Below are 22,930 nucleotides of genomic sequence, written 5' to 3'. Positions count from 1 at the left end.
ACGAATTCGGCATAGCATGCACGGGTGCATGTGATGAGCCCGCCGCTCTCGACCTCCAGCACTTGGCAAGCACGCCGCCGACGACTAGGTTGGCGGCTGACGTTTTCGTTTTACCGGGGAAATCCATGCGTTCCATCCTGTTCGCCGCGCTGGGCGCGGCGGTGCTGTGCGGGCCTGCGTCGGCGGCATCGCGCTTCGTGCAAGATCCCTACCCCAGCACCTATCGCGCGCTCGCGTCCGCTCCGGTGCTGATCCAGCACGCCACCGTGCTCACCGGCACCGGCGAGCGGCTGGACGATGCCGACGTGCTGCTGCGCGATGGCAAGGTGGCTGCGGTGGGCAAGGCGCTCAAGGCGCCCGCAGACGTGCGCCGTATCGACGGCACCGGCAAGTGGGTGACGCCCGGCATCATCGATGTGCACTCGCATCTGGGCGTGTATCCCAGCCCGGGCGTCAGCGCGCATAGCGACGGCAACGAGATGACCGCACCGGTGACGCCCAACGTGTGGGCCGAGCACTCGATCTGGCCGCAGGACCCCGGCTTCGGTACGGCGCTGGCCGGCGGCATCACCTCGCTGCAGGTGTTGCCGGGCTCGGCCAATCTGATCGGCGGGCGCGGCGTCACGCTCAAGAACGTCGCCTCCACCACCTACCAGGGCATGAAATTCCCCGGTGCACCATGGGGGCTGAAAATGGCCTGTGGCGAAAACCCCAAACGCGTGTACGGCCAGAAAGGTGGTCCCGGCACGCGCATGGGCAACGTGGCCGGCTATCGCGCTGCGTTCATCGACGCGGCCGAGTATCTGCAGAAGAACGCACCGAAAAAGAAAACCGCCAAGAAGCGCCATTGGTGGAGCCGCGGCGGCGACAACGACAGCAGCGGCGATGCCGGCGGCAAGCGCGATCTCAAGCTCGACACACTGGCCGGTGCCATCAACGGCGATATCCGCGTGCACATCCACTGCTACCGCGCCGATGAGATGGCGACCATGCTGGATCTGTCCAAGGAGTTCGGCTTCCACATTGCCGCCTTCCATCACGGCGTGGAGGCGTACAAGCTGGCCGACCGCCTGGCGCAGGACAACGTCTGCGGCGCGCTGTGGGCCGACTGGTGGGGCTTCAAGATGGAAGCCTTCGACGGCATCCAGGAAAACATCGCATTGGTCGATCGCCCGGCCAATAGCTGCGCCATCGTGCACTCGGATTCGGAAGAAGGCATCCAGCGGCTCAACCAGGAAGCCGCCAAGGTGATCGCCAACGCGCGCCGCAGTGGCATGGAGATCCCGCCGGAACGCGCCATCCGCTGGCTCACCAGCAATGCCGCCAAGGCGCTGGGGATCGGGCAGCAGACCGGCGCACTGGAGCCGGGCAAGATGGGCGATGTGGTGGTGTGGAACGGCAACCCTTTCAGTTCGTATGCGCTGGCCGAACAGGTGTATATCGACGGCGCGCAGGTCTACGACCGGCACAATCGCGCACTGCAGCCGGTGTCGGACTTCATGCTTGGCCAGGAGGTGGCACGATGAGCCGCGCAACCGTTGTGCGCCCGCGTCTACGCACGATCGCGGCGCTGGTGATGGCCACGCTGGCATTGCCGGCCTTCGGGCAGCAGGTGTTGATTCGCGGCGCCACCGTGCACACGGCCACCGCGCAAGGCACTCTGCAGAACACCGACGTGCTGGTGCAGGGCGGCGTGATTCGCGCCATCGGCCGCAACCTGGCAGTACCCACCGACGGCCACGTGGTCGAAGCAAAAGGCCGCCCACTGACGCCGGCCTTGTTCGGCGGCATCACCGAGATCGGTATCGAAGAAGTCTCTGGCGAAGAAAGCACCGTGGACAGCGGCGTCAAATTGGCCGATCAACCGATGCGCCCGGAATTCGACGTCGGCCTGGCCTACAACCCCGACTCGGTGCTGGTGCCGGTGGCCCGCGTGGAGGGCATCGGCTTCACCGCGTTGGGGGCGACCACCAGTGGCGCCTTCATCGCTGGCCAGGGCGGCATCGTGCGGTTGGATGGCAGTCCGGATCCGATAGGCCCGCATGCCTTGTTTGTTCGCATCGGTGCAGCGGCGTCCGATCTCACCGGCAGCTCGCGCGCGGCGCAATGGATGTTGCTGGATCAACTGGTCGCCGAAGCACGCGGACGTATCCCGGCCGATTCGCCGCACGCATTGCTGACCCCGGTTGGACGCGGGGTACTCGCAAACTATCTGGCCGGCCGGGGTCGCATCGTGGTGCAGGTGGAACGCGCAGCCGACATCCGCCAGCTATTGCGCTGGGCGCAGCGCGAAAAGGTGCGCATTGCCATTGCCGGCGGCGCCGAGGCCTGGAAGCTCGCGCCACAACTGGCGCAGGCCAAGGTCCCGGTGTTGGTCGACGCGCTGGCGGATCTGCCATCGACCTTCGACCAGATTGGCGCGACGCTGGAAAACGCCGCACGTCTGCGCGCTGCCGGTGTGGAGGTCAGCTTTACCCAGAACGGCGATGCCTCGCACAACGCGCGCAAACTGCGCCAGCTGGCCGGCAATGCGGTCGCCAATGGCTTGCCATGGGAATCCGGCCTGGCCGGTCTGACCCGCGTGCCGGCGGACATCTTCGGCGTGGGCGATCGCATCGGCAGCATTGCGGTCGGCAAGCAGGCCGATCTGGTGCTGTGGGAAGGCGACCCGCTGGATGTGGCGCATTATGCCGAGCAGGTCTGGCTGGGCGGCCGCGACATGCCGATGCGATCGCGCCAGAGCGAGCTGCGCGACCGCTACATGCAGCAGGCCGGCCCGCTGCCGCGCGCCTATCTGAAGTAGGCGTGCGGTGGTTGCTCAAGCGCCACCTGAGCATGGTCTTTCATCGTTGGTGTACCGGCGCAGCGGGGACCGGCGCACCGCTTGGCTGCTGTGCGCAGGCGATGTGCCGTCATGGCGTCCTGCCGCATCTTGCTGGCGGCCTTCGCTCTAGTGCTGTTTCCCACAAGGCCTATCGCATGCTCTCGGTTTCGCTCCTGACAGCGCTTTGCCGCCTTGGCGTCTTGCCCCGGCACATGCCACGCGCCCACCTCGCCGCTGCACGACCGTGAGCTCGCTCTTCCACGGTAGCGGCTTGCGTTCGATCGATCGTGCGGTGCTACGCCAGGCACCTGCCAATCTGCAGCGTGGCATGGAAGCGGTGGGCGGACGCCTGATTCTCACCGCAGATGCGCTGCTGTTTCAGCCGCATGCATTCAATGTGCAGTGCCAGTCGCTGAGCCTGCCGTTGCGGCAGATCGTGGCGATGCAGCCCTGCTGGACGCGCCTGTTCGGCCTGCTGCCGATCGCGCCGACATCGCTGGCAGTCCGGCTGGATGACGGAAACCAATACCGCTTCGTGATCGGCAAGCGCACGCATTGGATGGCGGACATCGCCTCGGCGCGAGATGCCTTGCGCTGAGCCGTGCAACGACGTCGATGCGTCGCAGAAGCAGTTGGCAAGGCGACTGCGTTCACTGCCAGGCCCCAAGCGGCCGCTGATCCGTGCGGCATGTCCCGCTCGTGCAGCGCGGTTGCCGTCTGCCCTCCACGCCAACCGACAACGGCTCTCGACGTTTGGTAGCCTCTTCATGGCGGCCGCCAGAACTGCTAATTGCAGTTGCCCACTGTGGCGACAGTCAGCGATGCCCGCAAGCAACCAACGACTCCACCCTTGATCGCTGGAATTTCGAGCAGTGCGCACAGTCTCCGTCTTCAGCACTCGCCTGGCATCGCGCGCACGCATCGCGACCATGCCTTGCTTCCGGACACTCACCCGCGTGCCTCGCAATCGTCCACATACCTTCGCCTGTGCGCTGCTGCTCTATGCCGGCGTCAGCGCACCTGCGCTGGCCGACTTCGGGATCAGCCGCAGCGGCGACCGCGTGATCGTCGACAGCGGCGCCGAGCTGGTGTTTGCGGTCGATGCCCGGAATTGCGACATCGTCTCGATGCGCTATCGCGACAACGAACTGCAGACCACCGAATCGAAGGGCTCGCACATCGCTTCGGGGCTGGGCAGTGCCAGTGTAGATGCACGCATCGTTGGCGAGACGATCGTGGTGTCGGCCAAGGCCGGCGACTTGGTCCAGTACTACATCGCGCGCAAGGGCCGCAACGCGATCTACATGGCCACCGATGCGCCAAGCTTGATGCCGGTGTGCGAATTGCGCTTCGTCGCCCGCTTGAACGTGTCCACGTTGCCGAATGCGCAGCAGGAGCCCGATTCCAATGTCGGCAAAGCGATCGAAAGCAACGATGTCTTTCTATTGCCGGATGGGCGCAGCAGTTCCAAGTTCTATTCCGCCAGTCGAATGATGACGACCAGGTTCATGGCGTCAGCGGCTCTGGCGTTGCCGTGTTCATGCTGATGGGCAACCGCGAGCGCAGCGCGGGCGGCCCGTTCTTCAAGGACATCGCGACACAGAAGACCAGCGTGACGCATGAGCTCTATCACTACATGTATTCCGATCACACCCAGACCGAAGCGTTTCGCGGCGGCCTGCACGGTGTGTACGGGCTGCTGTTCACCGATGGGAGCTCGCCGTCGAGTGCGCAACTGGACACCGCCTTCATTGATGCCACGCTGGGCCTGAGCGGTTATTTGCCGGCAAGCGGGCGCGGCGCAGTGAGCGGGCACGTCGGCGGCGTGTTGCCGGGCCAGCCGGCCGTCATCGGTCTGCGCAATGCGCAAGCGCAGTACTGGGCCACCGCCGACGGCAGTGGGGACTACCAGGTGACGGGTGTTCGCCCGGGCAGCTATCGCATGACGCTCTACCAGAACGAACTGGACGTCGCACAACGCAACATCGAGGTTTCCGCCGGCGCCACTGCGCACGCCGCACTGCAGGCAGTCGTTTTGCCGGGCATGGTGAAGTGGCAGATCGGCATTCCCGATGGCACGCCGGCAGGGTTCAGATATGCGGACCTGTTACCGCGGGCGCACCCTTCCGATGCGCGCATGCACTGGTCTGCGGTGACCTACACCGTGGGATCGAGCAGCCTGAGCAGCTTTCCGGCGATGCAGTGGCGCGGCATCAACACCCTGAGCCGGATCGACTTCACCCTGCCCGCCAACGAGGTGCGCGGCTATCGCCTGCGTATCTTCGTGCCGTTGGCACAGGGCAGCGCACGTCCGCAGATCAGCGTGGATGCACGCTGGAACGGCCCGGTGCCTGCCGCGCCCACGTAACCAAAGACACGCGGCATCACGCGCGGCACTGCGCGTGGCAACAACACCCTGTACGAAGTGGACATCCCCGCCTCTGCCTTGCAGGCCGGCAACAACCGCATCGAGATCGGCATTGCCTCCGGCTCCCGGACAACGGTTACCTCAGCCCGGCAATCGTGTTCGACAGCATCCAGCTGGTGGCGTTATAGCAGCGTCCGAACACACGATCCGCGCAGCTGCCAGGCATGCGCGGCTGGTGCGTGGCGTCGGCATGCAGCGCTCAGCCGTTCCGATGTTCTTGACACCCGCACCGCCCGTTTAGCGGCACAGTGTTAGCCGCTCCAGATCTGCGCACCAGCACGTACGCGACCACATGCCGCGCAGATGCAGTCATCCATGCACATCGCTCACCGTGAGCTCATTCGAAATCCGATACCGAAGCGACATGCGCCACACACGCCACGTCGCTGTCATGTGCGCAACGAGCTGCGCCGATAGTCGCTAGCGAACAACGCACAGGCGGCGACTTGTCCAACTTTGACAAAAACCGTGTGCGTGCCGACCGGTACCGCCGACACGCACAACACCGCTGCGGCTGCGCTTACTTCGCATCCAAGGTCGCGCTGACCTTGGCCCATCCATTGCCGCGTACCACTTCAAAGCCCGCTTCGGCCGCATGCAGATACATGCTGTTGCTGTAGCGGCCATCCTTGGAGCGGTTGTTCTGCAGCCAGGTCAGAAACGGCTTGGCATCCACGTTGAGGCTGCCGCTGGTCTTCAGCGTCGGCTGGCCGGCGGTCCCGGTCGGGATGAAGGTGTAGACGTAATAGCCGGCGCCGGAATTGAAGCCTTCCCACAGGTCGAAGGTACGCCCGCCCGCGGTGATGACCTTGGTCGCGGTCACGGTGCCGACCGGCCAGGAATTGTGGTCGCCCCAGATCATCACTTCCAGCTGCGGATTGGCCCTTTGCGGTGTCCCAGCGAAAGAAGATGTCGTAGGCGAAATCACCGGCCAAATTGGTGCCGCCTGCGCTGTAATTGAATTTGAATGGCAGCGAGCTGATCGAGGAGATCTGCTTGGGAACAGCGTGTCGGTGGTCGGATTCCAGTCGTAATGCCAGCCGCGCACGATCGCGGGATAGCCGTAGAGGTTGTAGTCGGCGAAGTTGAAGGTGACCGTCAACTCCGGCGTACTGCCGGTGCCGAACGTGCCCTGGATGATGTTGTTGGGATCGTTGAAATTGTTCACCCACGCATAGTGGTTGCCAAAGATCTTGTACGGGCCGGCGAGCGCCACCGGGGTGAGCGCGACCAGACCGAAGGCGAGCGCCGCGGTCCACCAGCGCGCGGCGCGCCGCCGCGGGGTCGGCGCCTGGGCGCACGTCTGGACAAGGGAGCTGGATGGGCAGTTGTGCATAGTGACTCTCCGTATGATTCAACGCGGCGGCGCTGGTGCAGCGCTGTCGGGACCTGCCGTGCGGCAGTCGGGGTTGGACCCTAGCAGCGGCACCGCGCGGGGAGCTATAACGATTCCGGCGGCGCCACCCGGCCAAGCGCGAGCGGGTGCCACCTTGCACTTGGAGCGTGCGCTGGCTAGCACTTAGGTCACAGGACGAGGGCGCAGCGGCAGGTTTCGCGCGAATACGCCCGGGCGTGGGGGCGGCGAATGGTGCATAGCCACATAGCCATCGTCCGTCTCCCCACGTGCCAGGCGGCGTCGCTTGCTCGTGCAATGTCTTTCAACGCAGTGCGGCGTCGCTGCCAACGGTCTGGATCAGTCCGGCCGCCATCCGGGCGATCGGTGCCCGGAACAAGCTCCACCTCAGGCCTACGCGGCGGCGCCGTTTTGCGATAGCGTTCGCACGACAGACAACGCAACAGCCGGAGGGGGCGACGATGCGTATCGGAATCGTGGTGGACAGCGCGTGCGATCTGCCGCAGGACTTCATCCAACGTCACAACATCGTTGTATTGCCGATCAGCGTGCGCATCGGCGAGGCGGTGCTGGCCGATCACCGCGACGAGGAAGCCACGCTGAGCTTTCTGCAGGCGCACGTGGCCGAGCGCGGGCACGAAGCGGAAACCACGCCGTTTTCGGTCAACCAGATCCGCGATCTGTTCCTGCAACAACTGGTCATCGACTACGACCATGTGTTCTGCCTGACCATTTCCAAACTCCGCAGCCAGATCTTCGACAACGCGATGCAGGCCAGCTTCGCGATCCTCAACGACTACAAGCCGATTCGGCAGGCCGCAGGCCACACCTCGCCGTTCGCGCTACGGGTGATCGACACGCTCAACCTGTTCGCCGGCCAGGGCATCACCGCCGTGGAGGCGGCCCGCCTGCGCGACCAGGGCCAGAGCGTGGCGGTCATCCGTACCCGTCTGGAACAGCTGGCCGAGCACACCTATGGCTACATGATTCCACGCGATCTCTATTACCTGCGCGCACGTGCACGCACCAAGGGCGATCGCAGCGTCGGCCTGATCGGCGCCGCGCTCGGCAGCGCGCTGGACATCAAACCGGTGCTGCGCGCCTACCGCGGCGTCACCGAGCCGGTGGCCAAGCTGAAGGGTTTCGGACCTTCGGCCGAAAAGCTGTTCGGCTTTACCGTGCGCAAGATTCGCGACGGTCTGATGACGCCAACGGTGTGCGTGGGCTACGGCGGCGAGCTGGCCGAGCTGCATGCCCTGCCCGGCTACGCCGCACTGCAGGGCGCCTGCCAAACCCACGGCGTGGAACTCCTGGAAAGCGTGATGAGCCTGACCGGCATGGTCAACGTCGGCAAGGGCGCCTTGGCGGTCGGATTTGCCGCCGAGCCACACGCGTTTTCGGCCTGAGGCATGGCCGGGGGTGCGCTACCCTCGCCGCTCGCCAGACACGCCGTCAATCCACCGCGAGTCGCCGCTGCGTTCATGCCGCCAACGCTGACGCTAGCGACGAGGGCACCGCGCCAGGCAGCTTGCTGATGGCCGTCTTGAATGAGGCGAAATCCAGCCCAGATGGCTGCCGCCATGGACACAGCGAACGACCTGCTAGAGATCGTAGGACAGCACGTCTTCGAAACCGAACGTGTCGAAATTCTCGATGCGCGAGGGATACAGGCGACCGACCAGATGATCGTATTCGTGCTGCACCACGCGTGCGTGGAAGCCTTCGGCGTCGCGCTCGATCGGGCTGCCGTCGGGTGCGAAGCCGCGGTAGCGAATGAAGCGATAGCGCGGAATCACTGCGCGCAGGCCGGGAATCGACAGACAGCCTTCCCAGCCGTTTTCCATGTCTTCCGACAGCGGTTCGATCTGCGCATTGGCCAGGGCCGTGCGCGGCACTGCGGGCGCTTCCGGATAGCGCTCGCTGGCGTCGAAACCGAACACCATCAATTGCAGATCCACCGCGATCTGCGGTGCTGCCAGACCGACGCCACGCGCCGCGTCCATGGTTTCGAACATATCGGCAACCAGCGTGTGCAACTCGGCGCTTCCCAGGTTGGTGACCGGCGGTGCCACGCGTAGCAGGCGCTTGTCGCCCATGCGGATAATTTCGCGAATCATGCGGGTGCTCCTGACGATCGTGGCGTGGATTCTAGAGCGGCTGACGACCGGTAGCGAACAGGTGCAGGCGGTGCAACGGCACGCAGACGCTGCAGTGAACGGATGGTAGTTGCCGCGGGTTGTGCATGCCCGGCTCCGGGCGCCGCTCGCGCCAGCGCACGGTGCCGACAGTCGCCTTGTCTTGCCGCACTCAGCAGGTGTAGTGCATGCGCAAGCGGGCGTGTAACAGGCTTGTTCATCGCCCTGTGAATAAGCGTACTGCGCCTATCGTCAGCGCTGCGGCCAGCGTGAAGGTGCAACACCCGCTTCGCACCGGTTGAACCGGCTCGAACATGTCAGCGGCCAATGCGTTGACCGGCCTCGTCCAGCACGCGTTCGCCGTCTTCCTTGATGAAGCCGTGCGTGGCTGGCGGCAACAGGTCCAGTACCAATTCGGAGGGGCGGCACAGGCGCGTGCCGCGCGCGGTCTGGACGAATGGGCGGTTGATCAGGATCGGATGGGCGAGCATTGCGCTCAACAGTGTCGCATCGTCCAGGGTCGGATCGTCCAGTCCCAGTTCCAGATAGGGCGTGCCTTTCTGGCGGATGGCCTCGCGGACCGTGATGCCGGCAGCGGCGATGAGCGACTGCAGCGTCTGGCGGCTCGGCGGATGCTGCAGGTAGTCGACGATCTGCGGTTCGACGCCGGTGTGGCGGATCAGGGCAAGGGTGTTGCGTGAGGTCCCGCAACGGGGATTGTGGTAGATGACGGCGTGCATGGTGGCCTGGCGCTGGGTTGGCTGATGGAAGGCGGCGCCGGCAACGGATGTCCGAACGACGACCAGACCGGCCAGTGTACGAGTGGCGTCCGGGGATGCCGAGCGCCGGCCACGGCGTGCGCTGGCGCCTTGATGGCGGTGCCGGGAGAAATGAATTCCCAGACTGCAAACCCTGCCGATGACTTTTTCAGGTTGCCGCTTCGCATTCGACGGCGAATGTGTCAAAAGATTGACACAAATCACGGATTCATGATTCAGTCATGAGCAGACTGAAACGGAAGGATTCTCCCGAGCGCCGGTGTCAGCACGGCGTTTTTTCCCCTGTTGGACCCAAGGAAACCCCAACGATGATGAGCTTTCGCAAGCCCGGATGGATGCTGTCCGGTGTGTTGTGTGTCGCATGCCTGCCGGCGATCGCTGCAGCGCAGGAAGCAGCTACTGGCAGTTCCAAGGTCGGTATCGACCCCACCACCGGCAAATTGCGCCCGCTGACCGACGCCGAGAGCGCGGCGCTGGATCAGCAGGCGGCTGCAGCCGCCTCCGCAGCACGTAGCAGCGCCGCACGTAGCTCGGTTCCGCAGACCGAAGCGGCCGCACGCGCGACCGAGCGGCGCCTGCCCAATGGCACCGTGGCGCGCAAGTTGCCGGCCACCCAGATGAGTTCGTTGACGGCAACCCGTCAGGCCGATGGACGCATCGTCATCGAACACAGCGACGGGGCCGGCACCACCCAACCCACCCACGCCGAGCACGGAGCGCTGCCGCATGAATAAGCCCTTGTTGCTGTTGTCCCTGGCCGTGGCGGCCGCCCTGGCACCGCTGCATGCTCGGGCCGCCAATGTCACGCTGATCAATGGCGATGCCGGCACCGTGGTCGGTTTGAACGACCCGACCGCTGCCGCACCGCTGGGCGGCAACCCGGGCCGCACGATCGGCGAGCAACGCCGCATCGCATACCAGTACGCCATGGACCTGTGGGGCGCGGTGCTGCAGAGCAACGTCGAGATCAAGGTGTATGCCTCGTTCGCGCGGCTGACCTGTACCGCCACCGGCGGCACGCTGGGCCAGGCCGGCCCGAACTGGATCGTCAACAACTTCCCCGGTGCCAAGGCCAATACGCTGTATCCGTCCGCGCTGGGCGATGCGATCGCCGGGCAGGACCTGGTGCCGGATCCGTCCGATCCGGCCGACGTGTTTTCGCAGTTCAACGGCGACCTGGGCAAGGACGATTGCCTGGCCGGTTCCGGCTGGTATCTGGGTCTGGACGGCAAGACGCCCGAAGGCCAGATCAACTTCCTCAACGTGGTGATGCATGAGATCGGCCACGGCCTGGGCGCGGCCGGCTTCCTCAACAAGACCACCGGCGTGCTGGGTTCGGGCAGCGGCCTGACCGACGTCTACACCTCGCAGGCCTACGACAACGTCCAGAACAAGCGCTTCGACGACCCGACCATGACCAACGCCCTGCGCGCCGAAGCGATGCGCACGCCCGGCCGTACGGTATGGGCCGGGACGCGCGTGAATCGCGAGGCGGCGTTGATCCTGGATCCGCGTACGCTGCTGCGCGTCACCGCACCGGCCAGCGCTGCGGGCAAGTTCGAAGTGGGTTTTGCCAGCTTCGGTCCGCTGGCCACCGCGGCCAATTTCCCGGCGCGTTCGGTGGTGACGGTCAACGACGGCGTGGCGGCCGCATCGGCCAGCGATGGCTGCGAAACCCCGTTCGTCAATGCGGCCGATGTGGCCGGCAAGGTGGCGCTGATCGACCGCGGCACCTGCGCGTTCGCGATCAAGGTGAAGAACGCGCAGCTCAACGGCGCGGTGGGCGTCATCGTCGCCAACAACGCGGCCGGTGTGCAGACGATGGGCAACGCATCACCGCCGATCACCGACATTACCATCCCCGCCATCATGGTCTCGCAGGCCGATGGCGCGCGCCTGAAGGGCAGCACTGCGGTGGTCGCGGCGCTGTACGAAGATCCGCAGCTGCTGCAGGGCACCGACAGCGCAGGCCGCACGCGGCTGTACTCGCCCAGCGTGGTGGCCGGCGGTTCGACGTTCTCGCACTTCGATACCGATCTGCAGCCCAATGCCTTGATGGAACCGTTCGACACGCCGGAAGTGCAGGCGCACGTCAACATCGACCTGACCCCGGCGCTGTTTGCCGACATCGGTTGGACCTTGAACACCGGGCCGGCCAAGTTGGGCACCTGCAACACCTCGGTCCCGACGCTGGAGACCGGCGGCCTGATTCCGGGCGCGAACGTGTCTGCCGAAAGCAGCCTGTGCAAGACGCAGAACGTCGGCAACCGCCTGGGTTACCTGACCTGCATGGACGAACACGCGCGCGAGCTGCAGAGCCAGGGCGTGATCAGCCGCGTGCAACAGGCAGCGGTCTTCGTCTGCGCCACCAAGGTGCGCCCATAAGCACCGAACGCGTGATGTGAAGCGATGCGAACGGCGCCGGAAGGCGCCGTTCGTTTGTCTGCTGCCGCGTTGTTGCGTGCAGGCCACGCGGTCCATGCAGCGTGGCGACGATGCACACCACGGCGCAGGCGAGGATGCGGACCCCATGCACGCGCGGCATCACGCCGCCTGCGTGCATTGGCTACAAACCCTGCTGCGCGTCTTCGGAGCGAGGCGCCAGGCTTGCCGGCGCATCAATGCTCCGCCGCATATGGCGAGGTCAGCACCTGCGGCGCACGCCCCAGCGCAGCGCCCAGGCGATCCATCACGAAACGCAGGTAGAGGTTGCTGCTGAACTGGTTGTAGTCGCGTGCATTGTTGAAGGTCAGCCGCCCGCCCAGAAACAGCTGCGGCGCCACCTGCCATTCGGCCGCGCCACTGAGGTTGTAGGACACGCCGGTGCGGCTTTCGCTCGCATACACCGGGTCGGTGTAGCGATCGACCAGGCCAAGCAGCGCGGCCAGCGATGCGGCGTCGTAGGCCGCCTGTTGCAGGGTCGGGTCGGTGGGGAAATATGGCGAGGCCTCGGTGCTGAAGTGCTGCACACCGACGCTGGCGTCGACCTTCCAGTTCACCGTCTGCCCGGCCGTGCGCCCGCTCCAATGCACCGGGAACCCCAGGTCCACATAGTCCTGCGGGCTGAAGTAGCCACCGTGGCCGTAAGTGAAACCGCTGAGATTCTTGTCGTACTGCATGGTGGTCAGATTGACGCCGGCGGTGAGCGATTGATGCTCGGTCTCCAGCGCGTGCACGTAGAAGCCCAGGTCGACCTGGCGATGGTCGTTGTCGGCCACGTTGTTGCCCTGCAGGCGGTGCGCGGCAAGGTTGGCGTAGCCGCCGAGCAGGCCGTTGTCGGCAGTGGCCGACAGCGACAGCCCGGTGCTGGTCACACCGCCCCATTGGCGCCCGCTGCGTGCGTCCTGCGCACCGGCAAACGACAGCACGCTATCGGTCACCGCACGCCGCGAGGCCTCGGCCGACCAGCTGACGGTGTCGCCGAGCTCGCCGCGATAGCCCACGCCACCGATGAGGTTCTGCTCCTGGAACCCGATCGGGGTGCTGCCCAGTTCGGCACTGAAACCGCCATTGCGATACCGCACGCCGACGCCCACGCCGGTGTCGTCCTGGCTGAGCCGGCGGCTGCCGTTGCCGCTGGCGGCCATCGCATTGAGCGTGTCGGCCAGGCCGGTCGGCGTCTGCTGCGCGGCGGCCGTGCTGCCGGCCAGCGCGCGCAATGCGGCCGCATCGCCTGCACCCAGCTGTTCGCTGAGCGCGGCATTGCCCAGGATGTCGCGTGCCAGCTGCCCAATCGGCGTGTTGGAGGCGTTGATGCTGAGCAGGTAGGCCGGCAGCGGCTCGTTGGCCAATGCAGCCAGCGCAGCGGCAGTGCTGTTGTTGTTCTCCACCAGCAGTGCATTGAACAGGCCGGTATTCAAGGCGTAGCGGCGCAGGCGTTCGCGCGTGGCGGCGGTATCGCCTTCGGTGGCGAGCAACTGATACACCGGCGAATCGACCAGCGTGTCGATCGGGCCACGGTTGGCGGCCAGCGCATCGCCGATGGCGCTCTGCGGGCCGGTGCCGAAGCGGCTGGCGGTGGCGTAGTCGGTGCCGAGCGTGCCGGCATCCACCACGGTCGGTGTCAGCGTGACGCCGAGCTTGCCCTCGCCGACTGCGAATTCGGCCTGCACCGGCATTTCGATGTCGTCCAGACGGCCCAGGCCGTCTTCGCCGTCGCGCGCGCGATACAGCGCGCCGCCGGCAAGGCCGTCGCTGTTTTCCGCCTGCACGGCGCGCAATTCGTCGAGCACGCTATTGCCGCTGCTGCGCGCGGACAGTGCTTGCGCGGCGATGTTGCGCGGCTGCAGATCGCTGCCCGACACGGCCGGCAGCGCGCCATGCGTGGAAGCGCGCAAGCGGCTGCTGGGCGCAGGCAACGTGGAAGGCACGGTGCTGGCGCGCACCGGTTGCGGCAACGCGTCGCTGCTGAGATCGGCGGCGGCATTGACGGGTGCGGCAGTCGCGACACGTGCGGCGCCGGGCTGCATGGCGAGCGGCGCGATGTATGCGACAGGTGCGGTTGCGACGTCGTTGTAGGCGCTGCCGGCGTCCATGCGTTCGGACAGCATCGCCGGCGAACGCGGCATGGCGCCGGTCATGCCGGAGAATGGGTTGAGCGGCCGACCGGATGCGGCAACGGTAGCTAGGCCACGTGCAGAAGCCAGGCCATTGTCGAGCTGCCCGGCCTGACGCTGCTGCGCCGCCAGCGCTGCACGGAAATACTGCTCGGCCTTGCGGTTCTTGCCGGCACTGCGATAGACGCGACCGGCGGCCGCGAGCACGTCCGGCGACTCCGGTGCCTGCGCCAACGCGCGTTGCAGATAGCGCTCTGCATCGCGCAGGTCCGATTGCACGGCGGCGCTATTGGCGGCGGCGGTGAGCGTGTCCAGATCGCTGGGCTGACGTTGCAGGATCTGCTGGTAGATCGCCAGCGCCTGGCGGTGCTCGCCGGCGGCCGCGTACAACCGCGCGAGCGCGGCCTGCGCATCGCGGTTGTCCGGCTGCTGCGCCAGCACCGGCGACAACGCGTCGTAGGCGCCTTCCAGATTGCCAAGCTCGCGCAATGCATCCACCTGCCGCAGCGTGTAGGCGCTGCGCAGGCCTTGGTAGCGGCGCAGCTGCTCCGGGGTCATGGTGGTGGCCTGCAGCTGTCGCAACACCGCCGAAAGCTCGGCGTCCTGATGCGCGCGCAGCAGCACGCTGGCGTATTGCAGGCGGTCTTCGATGCGCGGGCTGGCGCCGGCGACCAGCCGCTGTGCCAGCACCAGCGCGCGCTGGGTGTTGCCGGCGTCGGCATGCGCGCCAGCCAGGGCGGCCAGCAGTTGCGGATCGTCGAGCTGATTGCCCAGCGCCGTTTCGGTACGCGCCAGCAACTGCTGCGCCTCGCCCACCCTGCCCTGCGCGACCAGCTGCCGCGCCTGACGCGCCTGCAATTCGATCCATGCGGTGGCGCGCAGCTGGGTCATCGCCGGCGTGCGTGCCGCGGCTGGAATGCGATCCAGACTGTCGTAGGCGCCCTGCCAGTCGCCGCTTTCCTGCGCCAGCAGCGCATTGGCGTGCAACGCCTCGGGTTGGTCGCCGTGGACCGCGAGCAGGCCGTCCATCACGCTGCGCGCCTGATCCGGGCGGCCAGCCTGCTGGTACAGGCGCGCCAGATCGAGACGGATCCAGGCATCACCCGGACGCTCGACCATGGCCGCTTCCAGCTCGGTCTGCGCGCTGACCGCATCGCCGGCGTCCAGAAACTGACGCGCACGGGCGCGCTGCACGTTGGAGCGCAGCAAGGCTTGGCCACCGGATTTGGCGCGCTCGGCCGCCGGCAGCCGGTCGAACAAGGCGCTGGCTTCCTGCAGGCGGCCCTGGCGGCTGTACAGCCCGACCAGGCCCTGCAACGCGCCGGCATTGTCGGCATCGCGCGCCAAGGCTTTGCGATAGCTGGCTTCGGCCGCGACCGGGTCGCCGGCAGCCTGCAGGTCACCCAGCGCCACGTGTCCGGCCGGCTCGTTGGGCAGCAGCTGCACCGCCTGCTCTATCAGCTGGCGCGCCTGCGCCAGATCGCCGCGCGCGCGCGCCGCTTCGGCCTGCTGCAGTTGCTGCCAGTAGCGGGCGCTCTCCAGTGCGTTTTTCCATTTGCCGTTGCCGGCCGCGGCCGGTCGCAGCAGTTCCTGCGCCTCGGCAAAACGCTGCTGACGCAAACGTACCGAGCCCAGGCCGCCGAGCGCTTCGGGGTCGCGCGCACGTGCACGCAAGACCTGGGTGAAGCGTTGTTCGGCTGCACTCAGATTGTTGGCGCTCAACGCGCGGAAGCCTTCGCCCAGCAACACGCCGTTGGGATCGGCCGGCGTGGTGGCCGTCGTGCGTTGCGCGCGCAGCTGGCCAAGTTTGGCGGTCACTTCGGCATCGTTCGGGGTACCGGCAAGAAACGCTTGGTACAGCGGCGCATCGGCCATGCCGGCGTTGAGCCACAGCAGCGCCTGGCGCCAGCTGCTGCGTGCCGGCCCACCCACGTCCGCGCGCTGGGCAAGCGTGCGCAATTGCGCGATGCCATCGCGGCGGGTAGGTTCGCGGTAACTGAGCACCTGCGCCAGCGCCAGCTGCACGGACGGATTGTCCGGGTCGCTGGATTGCAGGCGTCGCAGGCCATCGCGGGCGCGCTCCCAACCGGTGGGCGTGCCGGCCAGCGATTGGTAATACTCCAGCGCCAGGTTCGGCGGCGGCGGCTTGCCGGCGAAGGCGGCTTCGTAACTGCGCGCCGCTTCCACATAGCGCCCGGCAGAGGCAGCACGACGTGCATTGCGCAGATTGGAATCTTCGCCCGCACTGCTGCTACCGCGCGCGCCGATCGCCACGCGCAGGCGCTGCGCCTGCGGCGACTGCGGATGCGCGCCTTCCAGTTGCTGCAGGCGCTTGCGCGCCTCGGACTGGCGCCCCTGCGCCAGATCGATCTGCGCCAGGCCGAGCAATGCGTCGGGTTGGTCCGGGTCGATACCGAGCAGCTTCTTCCAGGTATCGGCGGCCAGATCGTCGCGACCCTGGTCGTGCCAGTAGTTGCCCTGTTCCACCAGCTGCCGGGTGGCGATGGTCTGCGCATGCGCTGCCGGTGCGGCGAGCAGGCACAGCTCCAGCATGCCGGCGAGGTAGAACGGCTTCAGGTCGTTGCGGCGCATGCAGGGGTTCTCCAGGCGGGCAACAGGCGCCCGTCTGCGGCGAAGCGGTAGCGGTTCTCAAGCCATCCCTGTCCGAACAGGGCCAGCGTGCGTTCGAAATACGGCAAGGCAGCGGCGGCCGGCTGCGTGGCGGCGGGCACCCGCTGCGCCTGCGCCTTGAGCAGCGTGGGCTTGCCCAGCGCGCTCAGGTACGGCAACAACGCCGCAGAAAATCCCACCGGCAGCGCGCCGGTGCCCACACCGCGCGCGGTGTCGATCTTTTCGGCCGGCGTCTGCTGCGCGGCGAGCAGGTCGGCCGGTCCGGACAGGTCCTGCAGCAACCGCGCGCGCAGCGGCTCGCCAGCGTCCAGCATGCCGGCCCACAGGTACACGCGGATGGCGTCGTAACTGCCCACATTGCCGCGCTTGGGATCGGCATTGAAGGTCTTGCCGTCCCACACCGTCCAATCCGGGGCAAACCCCACCGGCGCACTGTCGCGCAGCACGCGCGCGCTGTTGGCGGCGATGGCGGCCCATGGGCCCTTGGGGTCGGCGTTGGCGCAACGACGCAGCACCTGGATGGGTAGATAGCTGGGATTGAGCGTCCAGCGCCCGTTGTCGACGAAGCCGGTGCGGCCCGGCAGCAGCATCGGGCCCAGCCCGGGCAGCGTGGCCACTTCCTGCGTGCGGATCAGCTGCAGCATCTGCTGGCCGGCCTTGAGAAAGCCCGGGCGGCTCCACAACCTGCCGGCTTCCAGCAGCGCATAGGCAATCCACAACTCGCCATCGCTGGCGGTGTTGGCGTCCAGCACGCGCCAGGCGCCGCTGCCATCGCGGCCCCACAGCCATGCCGGCAGGTTGAGATCCGGGCGGCCGCCGCACAGGTTGTGGCGGGTCCAGCTCAGCACCTTGTCGAACAGCACCTGGTCGTTGTTGACCAGGGCGAAGAACAGCGCATACGACTGCCCTTCCGAGGTGGAGCGTTGATCGGGATTGAGAAAATCCACCACCCGCCCATCGGGCTGGATGTGCTTGTCGACGAAGGCGCTCCACAGCGGCCACGGCCCGCACTGGCTGGGCGCCGCCAGCGCTGCTGCCGGCAGCAGCGTGGCCACGCCCGCCAATGCGCCTGCATGCAGCAGGCGACGGCGCGTCATGCCACCGGTATGTGCGTGCGCGCTCATGCGCCGCCACCGTCGTTGAGCCGCTCGGCGGTGTGCCTGCGCAGCAGCACGCGTGCAGCCAAGGCCAGCAACAGCGCCAGCAGCACCACGGTGAAGGCCAGCCACACCGGGTGGTGCGAGAAATACCAGCGCAGCCAGGTCGGCAGCGGCAGGTGCCCCACGTAATAGGTCTGGTTGCCGACCAGGCTGGTGACGTTGTTCTGCTGCAGCAACACCACGCTGCCCTGGAAATCCTTGAGCAGGGTCGGATCGAACCAGGCATCGAACAGGCGGCTCATGTTGGCCGGGTCTTCGGTCTGGAAGGCGACCACGCTGCGGCCGGATTTCAGCGGCGATTCGAAGCCCATCAGCAGTACGTCGTCCGGCTGCGGCTCCAGGGCGATCTCGGCGGTGGTGGGCAGGTCGGTGCGGCGCGCATCGAAGGATAAAAATCGCGGCAGTCGTTCGAACAGCCAGTCGGTCAGCGCAAAGCGGGTCGCCTGTCCGTCCTGACCGATCGGCAGATGCGCGCGCCATTGCTTGAACAACGGTTGCGATTCGGCGCTACCGAGCAGCAACAGATCGCGGCCGGCATGCTGCTGCACCGCGCCGGCGCCAATGATCTGCGCATGCAGCGCCGGGTAACCGGTGGAAGCACCGAAATGCCCGAGCAGGGTCAGCACGTTGCTCAGGTCCTGATCGCCGGGATTGTCGGGCAGCACGATGGTGGATTCGGACAGGTCCGCCAGGCGCGTGAACGGATAGCCGGCATTGGCGAACGCCGCCAGGTTGGGCATCGCCATGTAGTGGTGGAAGCCGCTCAGGTCGATGGTGGAATCGGCATCGATGGCACCCGACACATCCGGGAAGGTGTTCTTGCACGCTTCGCCTTGCGGGCGATCGAAGAAGAAATGGAAGCGCAGCTGGCTGTTGGCCGAAAACGCGCCCACCGGCAGTGTCAGGTCCTGATGCACCGGCATGCTGCCGCGCGTCCCCAGGCTGTTCCACCAGCGCATCGGCGTGGATTGAGCGAACGGGCGACCGGTCAGCGGCAGCGTGGTCACGAACGATTCGTTGATGCTGACGTTGAGCGCGGATTTGTTTTCCTGCTCCGGCAGCGTGTAGCGGTAGTTCAACGCAACCGGGATGCCGTCGCGTTTCCACACGAACAGGTCCGGCGGCAGCTGCAGGCCTATCCGGATCAGGTCGGGATGATAGCCGGTGACGTTGAGCTGGCTGGGCTGGGTGACCAGATCGCCGAAGCGTACCGGACGCTCGCTCGACACCCAGTTGGGCGCGTCGTAAGGCCGCCGCGGCGCAGGCGCGCTGATGTCGCCGATGCGGGCCACTGCGCCGGTCAACGGCGCACGCAAGGCCAGCGCGGTGGCGGCACGCTGCAGGTCTCCGCTGTTGCGGCCGAGCACCAGCAGCAGCTTGCCGTTGCGATCGTTGGGGTTGGGCAGCACGGCCACGGTGGGGCCGCGGATGTCGGCCACGCCGCTGTCGGCGGTCGCAAATTGCGCTGGCAAGGTGCCGGGCGTCGCGAAGACGACCGCGTTCCCGGACGCCGGCAAGGCCTCGGTGGATGCCGGGAACACCGCGCCCCGGTAGCCGGCCAGGCTACCGAACCACGAGGCCACCGTGCCGGCCGCCTGCAACGTGGCGGTGTCCGGGCGCTGCGGGAAATAGAACGGCAATTCCAGCCGGCGCGTGTCGCGCACATCGAAGAACGGCACCGGCAGCAACGCCAGGTTGTTGGCCAAGGCCAGCGGCGTGGTGGTCAGCGACAGGCTGGTGGCCGCATCCACATTCGCCCACAGACTGCTGTGGTCGGGGTCTTCGCAATCGCGCGTGTAGTGGCCGATCAACTGCAGATTGAGCTGGTTGTAATCGGTGACCAGGCGCGGATCGATCGGCAGATCGGCCGAGAGCAACTTGCCGGCGTTGGCCTTGTCGGTGGGCAGCGTGGCCACGGTGACGCCGTTGATGGTGACCTTGAGATGCGACAGGTCGGGCAACAGCGAGGGCGAGTAGCTGTATTTGAGATTCAACGTGGCCGCGGTGACGATCTCGTCGCTGCGCACGCTGAAGGGCAGGCCGGCGCTGCCCTGCACCCCGCGCAAGGTGATTTCGTAGTCGATACCCAGTTCGCGCAGCGTTGCCGCACGCGTGCTGCCGCCTGGCAACGGCGCCGCTGCGAAGGCGACGGGCACCTGCGATGGCGTGGCTGCCTGCATCTGGCTGCCTGCCTGCGCAGATGGCGTTGCAGGCATGGGCTGTTGCGCATGCGCCAGGCCTGCCAGCAAGGTCAACGCACAGCTCAACACAGCCGGGAACATCCGCATCAGCTGCGTCCCGGTAAAGCAAACAGAAACACCACGCATCACACTCACGACTCCAGATCCACCGCGCGCCTCGGACGAAAGCCCTGCCGCGCGCTGTCCACGATATGCCCGCCCAGTCGCCCGAATCCGCGTGCACTGGCTTCCAACACCTGCCCCATCGAGCGCCAGAACGCATCGCGGTCGTGCTGGCCCCACTGCGACAGCCAGATGTCGGCGCGCGCGAAGGTCGACGCCACCAGCCAGCGCTCCTGTTCCATCGACATCTGCGTGAACTGGATGCTGACCTGTCCATCGCGATCCTGGCGCACCACCGCCGGCAAGGTCTGCTCCACGCCGCGATGGCTCAGGCCGATCTGCACCGGCAAGCCAGGCTCGATCGGCTGCGGCTGCGCGAGCATGATCGCCATGCCGCCCGTGGAAAAATTCACCGAGCGACTCGGCAGCACATCGCCATCGGGCAGATACAGGGTGACCGGCACATCCAGCGGCACACGGTGGGCGCTGCGCACCTGGCGCGTTTCGCTGGCGGTGGCAATCGTGGCGCCCAGCAGCACCATGTTGTAGAGCGTCCAGGCCAGGTTGAACCAGATGGTCTGCTGCTCGCCGCTGCCACCCACATAGATCAGCCGCAGCACACCGGCCACCACGCCCACCACGTTGAGCAACAACAGGAACAGATAGGGTTTGGCGATCTGCGCGTCGAAATAGCTGCGCGCCACCAGCCCCCCCTTGGGCGTGACGTTGAACTTGCCGAGTTTGGGATTGAGCAAGGCCACCAGCGTGGGACGGAAGATGTACCAGGCCAGCGTGGTTTCGTAGACCTCGTTCCACAGCAGATGGCGGAAGCGGCTCTGCACGCGCAGGTTGGTCAGGTTGGCCTGCAAAATATGCGGCAAGGCGTAGGCCAGGATCATCAACGCCGACGCCTGGATCACGTGCGCGCCGAAGAACAGATAGGCCAGCGGCGCAGTGAGATAGATGATGCGCGGCACGCCGTAGAAGAAGTGCAGCATCGCGTTGAGGTAGCACAGCCGCTGCGACAGTTTGAGCCCGCGACCCAGCAAGGGGTTGTCGATGCGTGCGATCTGCGCCATGCCGCGCGCCCAGCGGATGCGCTGCGCCACGTGGCCGGACAGGCTTTCGGTGGCCAGGCCCGCGGCCTGCGGCACGGCCAGGTAGGCGGTGCGGTAACCGCGGCGCTGCAGCTTGAGCGCGGTGTGCGCATCTTCGGTGACCGTTTCCACCGCCACGCCGCCCACTTCTTCCAGCGCGGTGCGCTTGATGACCGCACACGAACCACAGAAGAACGTGGCATTCCACTGGTCGTTGCCATCCTGCAGCAGGCCGTAGAACAACTCGCCTTCGTTGGGCACCTTGCCATGCGTGTCCAGGTTGCGTTCGAACGGGTCCGGCGAAAAGAAATAGTGCGGCATCTGCACCAGTGCCAGCTTGGTGTCGTGCAGGAACCAGCCCATCGCCACCTGCAGAAAACTGCGGGTGGGAATGTGGTCGCAATCGAAGATGGCCACATAATCGCCGCTGCACTTCTTCAACGCGGCATTGATGTTGCCGGCCTTGGCATGCGCGTTATTGGTGCGGGTGACGTAGTTGATGCCGACCTCGGCGCAGAACGCGCGAAACTCGTCGCGACGGCCGTCGTCCAGCAAATGGATGGTGATCTTGCCGGCCGGCCAATCGATCACGCTGGCCGCCAGCACGGTGGTGCGCACCACCGACAGCGGCTCGTTGTAGGTCGGGATGAACACGTCCACGCTGGGCCACAGGCGCTGGTCGGCCGGCAGCGGCACCGGCTTGCGGTTGAGCGGCCACAGCACCTGGAAATAGCCCAGCACCAGGATCACGAAGGCATACAGCTCGGCGCCAAGCAGGCCCAGGCCGAGGATGAAATCCACCGCGCTGCCCACGCCCATGGTCTGGGTCATGCGCCACCAGATGTAGCGGCACGACACCGCCAGCGACATCCCCATCATCATCAGGATGACCACCCGCCCGCCGCGGTTGCGCACCGCCAATGCCACCGCGAACAACACGCCGGAAAACACCAGCTGCTGCGTCACATCCATCGGCACGGCCACCACGAACACCAGCAGCAACGCACCCAGCAACCACAGCGCCCAGGTCGCCAGCGTGGGCAAAGGTGATGCGGAACGGCGGCTGGCAGCGGTCATCAATCGTCCTTCAGGCATGGCGGCGTGCGGCACAACAAGCGGCAAGCGCATGGGGCGCCTGCGGCGGGGAACAATGGGCAACAGGTCAACGCGAACGCAGGCGCTTGAGCGGGCTTTGCGCGCAGCTGCGCGCATCGGCCTGCAACAGGCGCTGGAACAAGCGCTCCAATGGCATCTGCGCGGGCCGATCGGCCGGCTGCACGCCGCGCGGCGCCGGTTCGTCGAGCTGACGCAACTTGCGCAGCGGGGCGAGCGCATCCGGCACCTGATCTGCTGCGGTCACGACGGGTTGCAAGGCATGCTCTGGCACCGGGACGGTGGCCGGCATGCCCAAGCTCGGCGTCGGCGCTGCCCCCCCCACCGGCGGCTGCACGGCATCGGGCGCAACGGTGATCGGTTCGACCGCTGCCGGCGCATGGGCCTGCGTCAGGCCGCAGGTGCGCGGCGACAGCTGGGTGTAGGCGAAATCGTGGTACCCCTGGCTCGCCGGCGTCCCCAGACGCGCGAACAGGCCCGACACATCGTCATGTTGGATTGCGTCCTTGCCCTTCTTCGCTGTCATCACACTCTCCTTGCCCGATCAGAC

The 22,930-nt window shown here is 66.5% G+C and carries 13 protein-coding genes and 2 pseudogenes; 7 read left to right on the top strand and 8 right to left on the bottom strand.

What is annotated here, in order from left to right:
- Positions 1-125: 125 nt before the first annotated feature.
- The 4 genes and pseudogenes from F7R02_RS12865 to F7R02_RS12845 all read left to right on the top strand — a co-directional run bounded on the left by F7R02_RS12865 (position 126) and on the right by F7R02_RS12845 (position 5,507).
- The gene (locus F7R02_RS12865; RefSeq protein WP_078589298.1) at positions 126-1,526 is read left to right on the top strand and encodes an amidohydrolase; all 1,401 of its coding nucleotides are present in this window, start codon (positions 126-128) and stop codon (positions 1,524-1,526) included.
- Positions 1,523-2,803, top strand: coding sequence for an amidohydrolase family protein (locus F7R02_RS12860; RefSeq protein WP_078589297.1), 1,281 nt, complete (start codon positions 1,523-1,525; stop codon positions 2,801-2,803). Before F7R02_RS12865 ends, F7R02_RS12860 begins: the two co-directional genes overlap by 4 nt.
- Positions 2,804-3,095: 292 nt before the next feature.
- Positions 3,096-3,422, top strand: coding sequence for a hypothetical protein (locus tag F7R02_RS12850; protein ID WP_005933551.1), 327 nt, complete (start codon positions 3,096-3,098; stop codon positions 3,420-3,422).
- A 331-nt stretch (positions 3,423-3,753) separates the two neighbouring features.
- A pseudogene (locus tag F7R02_RS12845) lies at positions 3,754-5,507 on the top strand (rhamnogalacturonan lyase B N-terminal domain-containing protein).
- Between the two features lie 265 nt (positions 5,508-5,772).
- Here the strand turns inward: F7R02_RS12845 and F7R02_RS12840 are convergent.
- A pseudogene (locus F7R02_RS12840) lies at positions 5,773-6,588 on the bottom strand (GH12 family glycosyl hydrolase domain-containing protein).
- A 479-nt stretch (positions 6,589-7,067) separates the two neighbouring features.
- Here F7R02_RS12840 and F7R02_RS12835 point away from each other — a divergent pair.
- Positions 7,068-8,012: a DegV family protein gene (locus F7R02_RS12835; protein WP_033485091.1), complete on the top strand. Its 945-nt coding sequence runs from the start codon at positions 7,068-7,070 to the stop codon at positions 8,010-8,012.
- Between the two features lie 195 nt (positions 8,013-8,207).
- Here F7R02_RS12835 and def read toward each other — a convergent pair whose 3' ends face one another.
- Positions 8,208-8,723 carry a peptide deformylase gene (gene def / locus F7R02_RS12830; RefSeq protein ID WP_003483472.1) on the bottom strand — a complete coding sequence of 172 codons (516 nt, stop codon included), beginning with the start codon at positions 8,721-8,723 and terminating at the stop codon, positions 8,208-8,210.
- A gap of 335 nt (positions 8,724-9,058) precedes the next feature.
- Entirely contained in the window at positions 9,059-9,481 is a 423-nt protein-coding gene (gene arsC / locus F7R02_RS12820) for an arsenate reductase (glutaredoxin) (protein WP_078589295.1), read from the bottom strand.
- A gap of 347 nt (positions 9,482-9,828) precedes the next feature.
- On the opposite strand from arsC, the gene F7R02_RS12815 reads away from it, so the two are divergent.
- A complete protein-coding gene (locus F7R02_RS12815) occupies positions 9,829-10,254 on the top strand; it encodes a post-PEP-CTERM-1 domain-containing protein (protein ID WP_139370880.1) in 426 nt (141 codons plus the stop codon).
- Positions 10,247-11,905, top strand: coding sequence for a PA domain-containing protein (locus tag F7R02_RS12810; RefSeq protein ID WP_016848855.1), 1,659 nt, complete (start codon positions 10,247-10,249; stop codon positions 11,903-11,905). Before F7R02_RS12815 ends, F7R02_RS12810 begins: the two co-directional genes overlap by 8 nt.
- A 233-nt stretch (positions 11,906-12,138) precedes the next feature.
- Here F7R02_RS12810 and F7R02_RS12800 read toward each other — a convergent pair whose 3' ends face one another.
- From F7R02_RS12800 to F7R02_RS12780, 5 genes are all read right to left on the bottom strand, one after another.
- Positions 12,139-16,668 carry a cellulose biosynthesis protein BcsC gene (locus tag F7R02_RS12800; RefSeq protein WP_078589291.1) on the bottom strand — a complete coding sequence of 1,510 codons (4,530 nt, stop codon included), beginning with the start codon at positions 16,666-16,668 and terminating at the stop codon, positions 12,139-12,141.
- Positions 16,650-17,831, bottom strand: coding sequence for a cellulose synthase complex periplasmic endoglucanase BcsZ (bcsZ, locus tag F7R02_RS12795; RefSeq protein ID WP_078589289.1), 1,182 nt, complete (start codon positions 17,829-17,831; stop codon positions 16,650-16,652). Before bcsZ ends, F7R02_RS12800 begins: the two co-directional genes overlap by 19 nt.
- Positions 17,828-20,155, bottom strand: a complete 2,328-nt coding sequence (bcsB, locus tag F7R02_RS12790) for a cellulose biosynthesis cyclic di-GMP-binding regulatory protein BcsB (protein WP_235857279.1) — start codon at positions 20,153-20,155, stop codon at positions 17,828-17,830. Before bcsB ends, bcsZ begins: the two co-directional genes overlap by 4 nt.
- 44 nt (positions 20,156-20,199) lie before the next feature.
- Positions 20,200-22,344 (bottom strand): UDP-forming cellulose synthase catalytic subunit, encoded by a 2,145-nt coding sequence (gene bcsA / locus F7R02_RS12785; protein ID WP_005920715.1) that lies wholly within the window; start codon positions 22,342-22,344, stop codon positions 20,200-20,202.
- Between the two features lie 85 nt (positions 22,345-22,429).
- A complete protein-coding gene (locus tag F7R02_RS12780; RefSeq protein ID WP_078589287.1) occupies positions 22,430-22,906 on the bottom strand; it encodes a hypothetical protein in 477 nt (158 codons plus the stop codon).
- Positions 22,907-22,930: the final 24 nt, after the last annotated feature.

Source organism: Xanthomonas cissicola (assembly GCF_008801575.1).
Lineage (GTDB): Bacteria > Pseudomonadota > Gammaproteobacteria > Xanthomonadales > Xanthomonadaceae > Xanthomonas > Xanthomonas cissicola.
This window is presented reverse-complemented; position numbering and strand designations above follow the sequence as displayed.

Coding starts and splice junctions, on each gene's coding strand:
- F7R02_RS12860 (WP_078589297.1), top strand. CDS start 1,523: ATGAGCCGCGCAACCGTTGTGCGCCCGCGTCTACGCACGATCGCGGCG.
- arsC (WP_078589295.1), bottom strand. CDS start 9,481: ATGCACGCCGTCATCTACCACAATCCCCGTTGCGGGACCTCACGCAAC.
- def (WP_003483472.1), bottom strand. CDS start 8,723: ATGATTCGCGAAATTATCCGCATGGGCGACAAGCGCCTGCTACGCGTG.
- F7R02_RS12800 (WP_078589291.1), bottom strand. CDS start 16,668: ATGCGCCGCAACGACCTGAAGCCGTTCTACCTCGCCGGCATGCTGGAG.
- F7R02_RS12780 (WP_078589287.1), bottom strand. CDS start 22,906: ATGACAGCGAAGAAGGGCAAGGACGCAATCCAACATGACGATGTGTCG.
- bcsA (WP_005920715.1), bottom strand. CDS start 22,344: ATGACCGCTGCCAGCCGCCGTTCCGCATCACCTTTGCCCACGCTGGCG.
- bcsZ (WP_078589289.1), bottom strand. CDS start 17,831: ATGAGCGCGCACGCACATACCGGTGGCATGACGCGCCGTCGCCTGCTG.
- F7R02_RS12815 (WP_139370880.1), top strand. CDS start 9,829: ATGATGAGCTTTCGCAAGCCCGGATGGATGCTGTCCGGTGTGTTGTGT.
- bcsB (WP_235857279.1), bottom strand. CDS start 20,155: ATGCGGATGTTCCCGGCTGTGTTGAGCTGTGCGTTGACCTTGCTGGCA.
- F7R02_RS12865 (WP_078589298.1), top strand. CDS start 126: ATGCGTTCCATCCTGTTCGCCGCGCTGGGCGCGGCGGTGCTGTGCGGG.
- F7R02_RS12810 (WP_016848855.1), top strand. CDS start 10,247: ATGAATAAGCCCTTGTTGCTGTTGTCCCTGGCCGTGGCGGCCGCCCTG.
- F7R02_RS12835 (WP_033485091.1), top strand. CDS start 7,068: ATGCGTATCGGAATCGTGGTGGACAGCGCGTGCGATCTGCCGCAGGAC.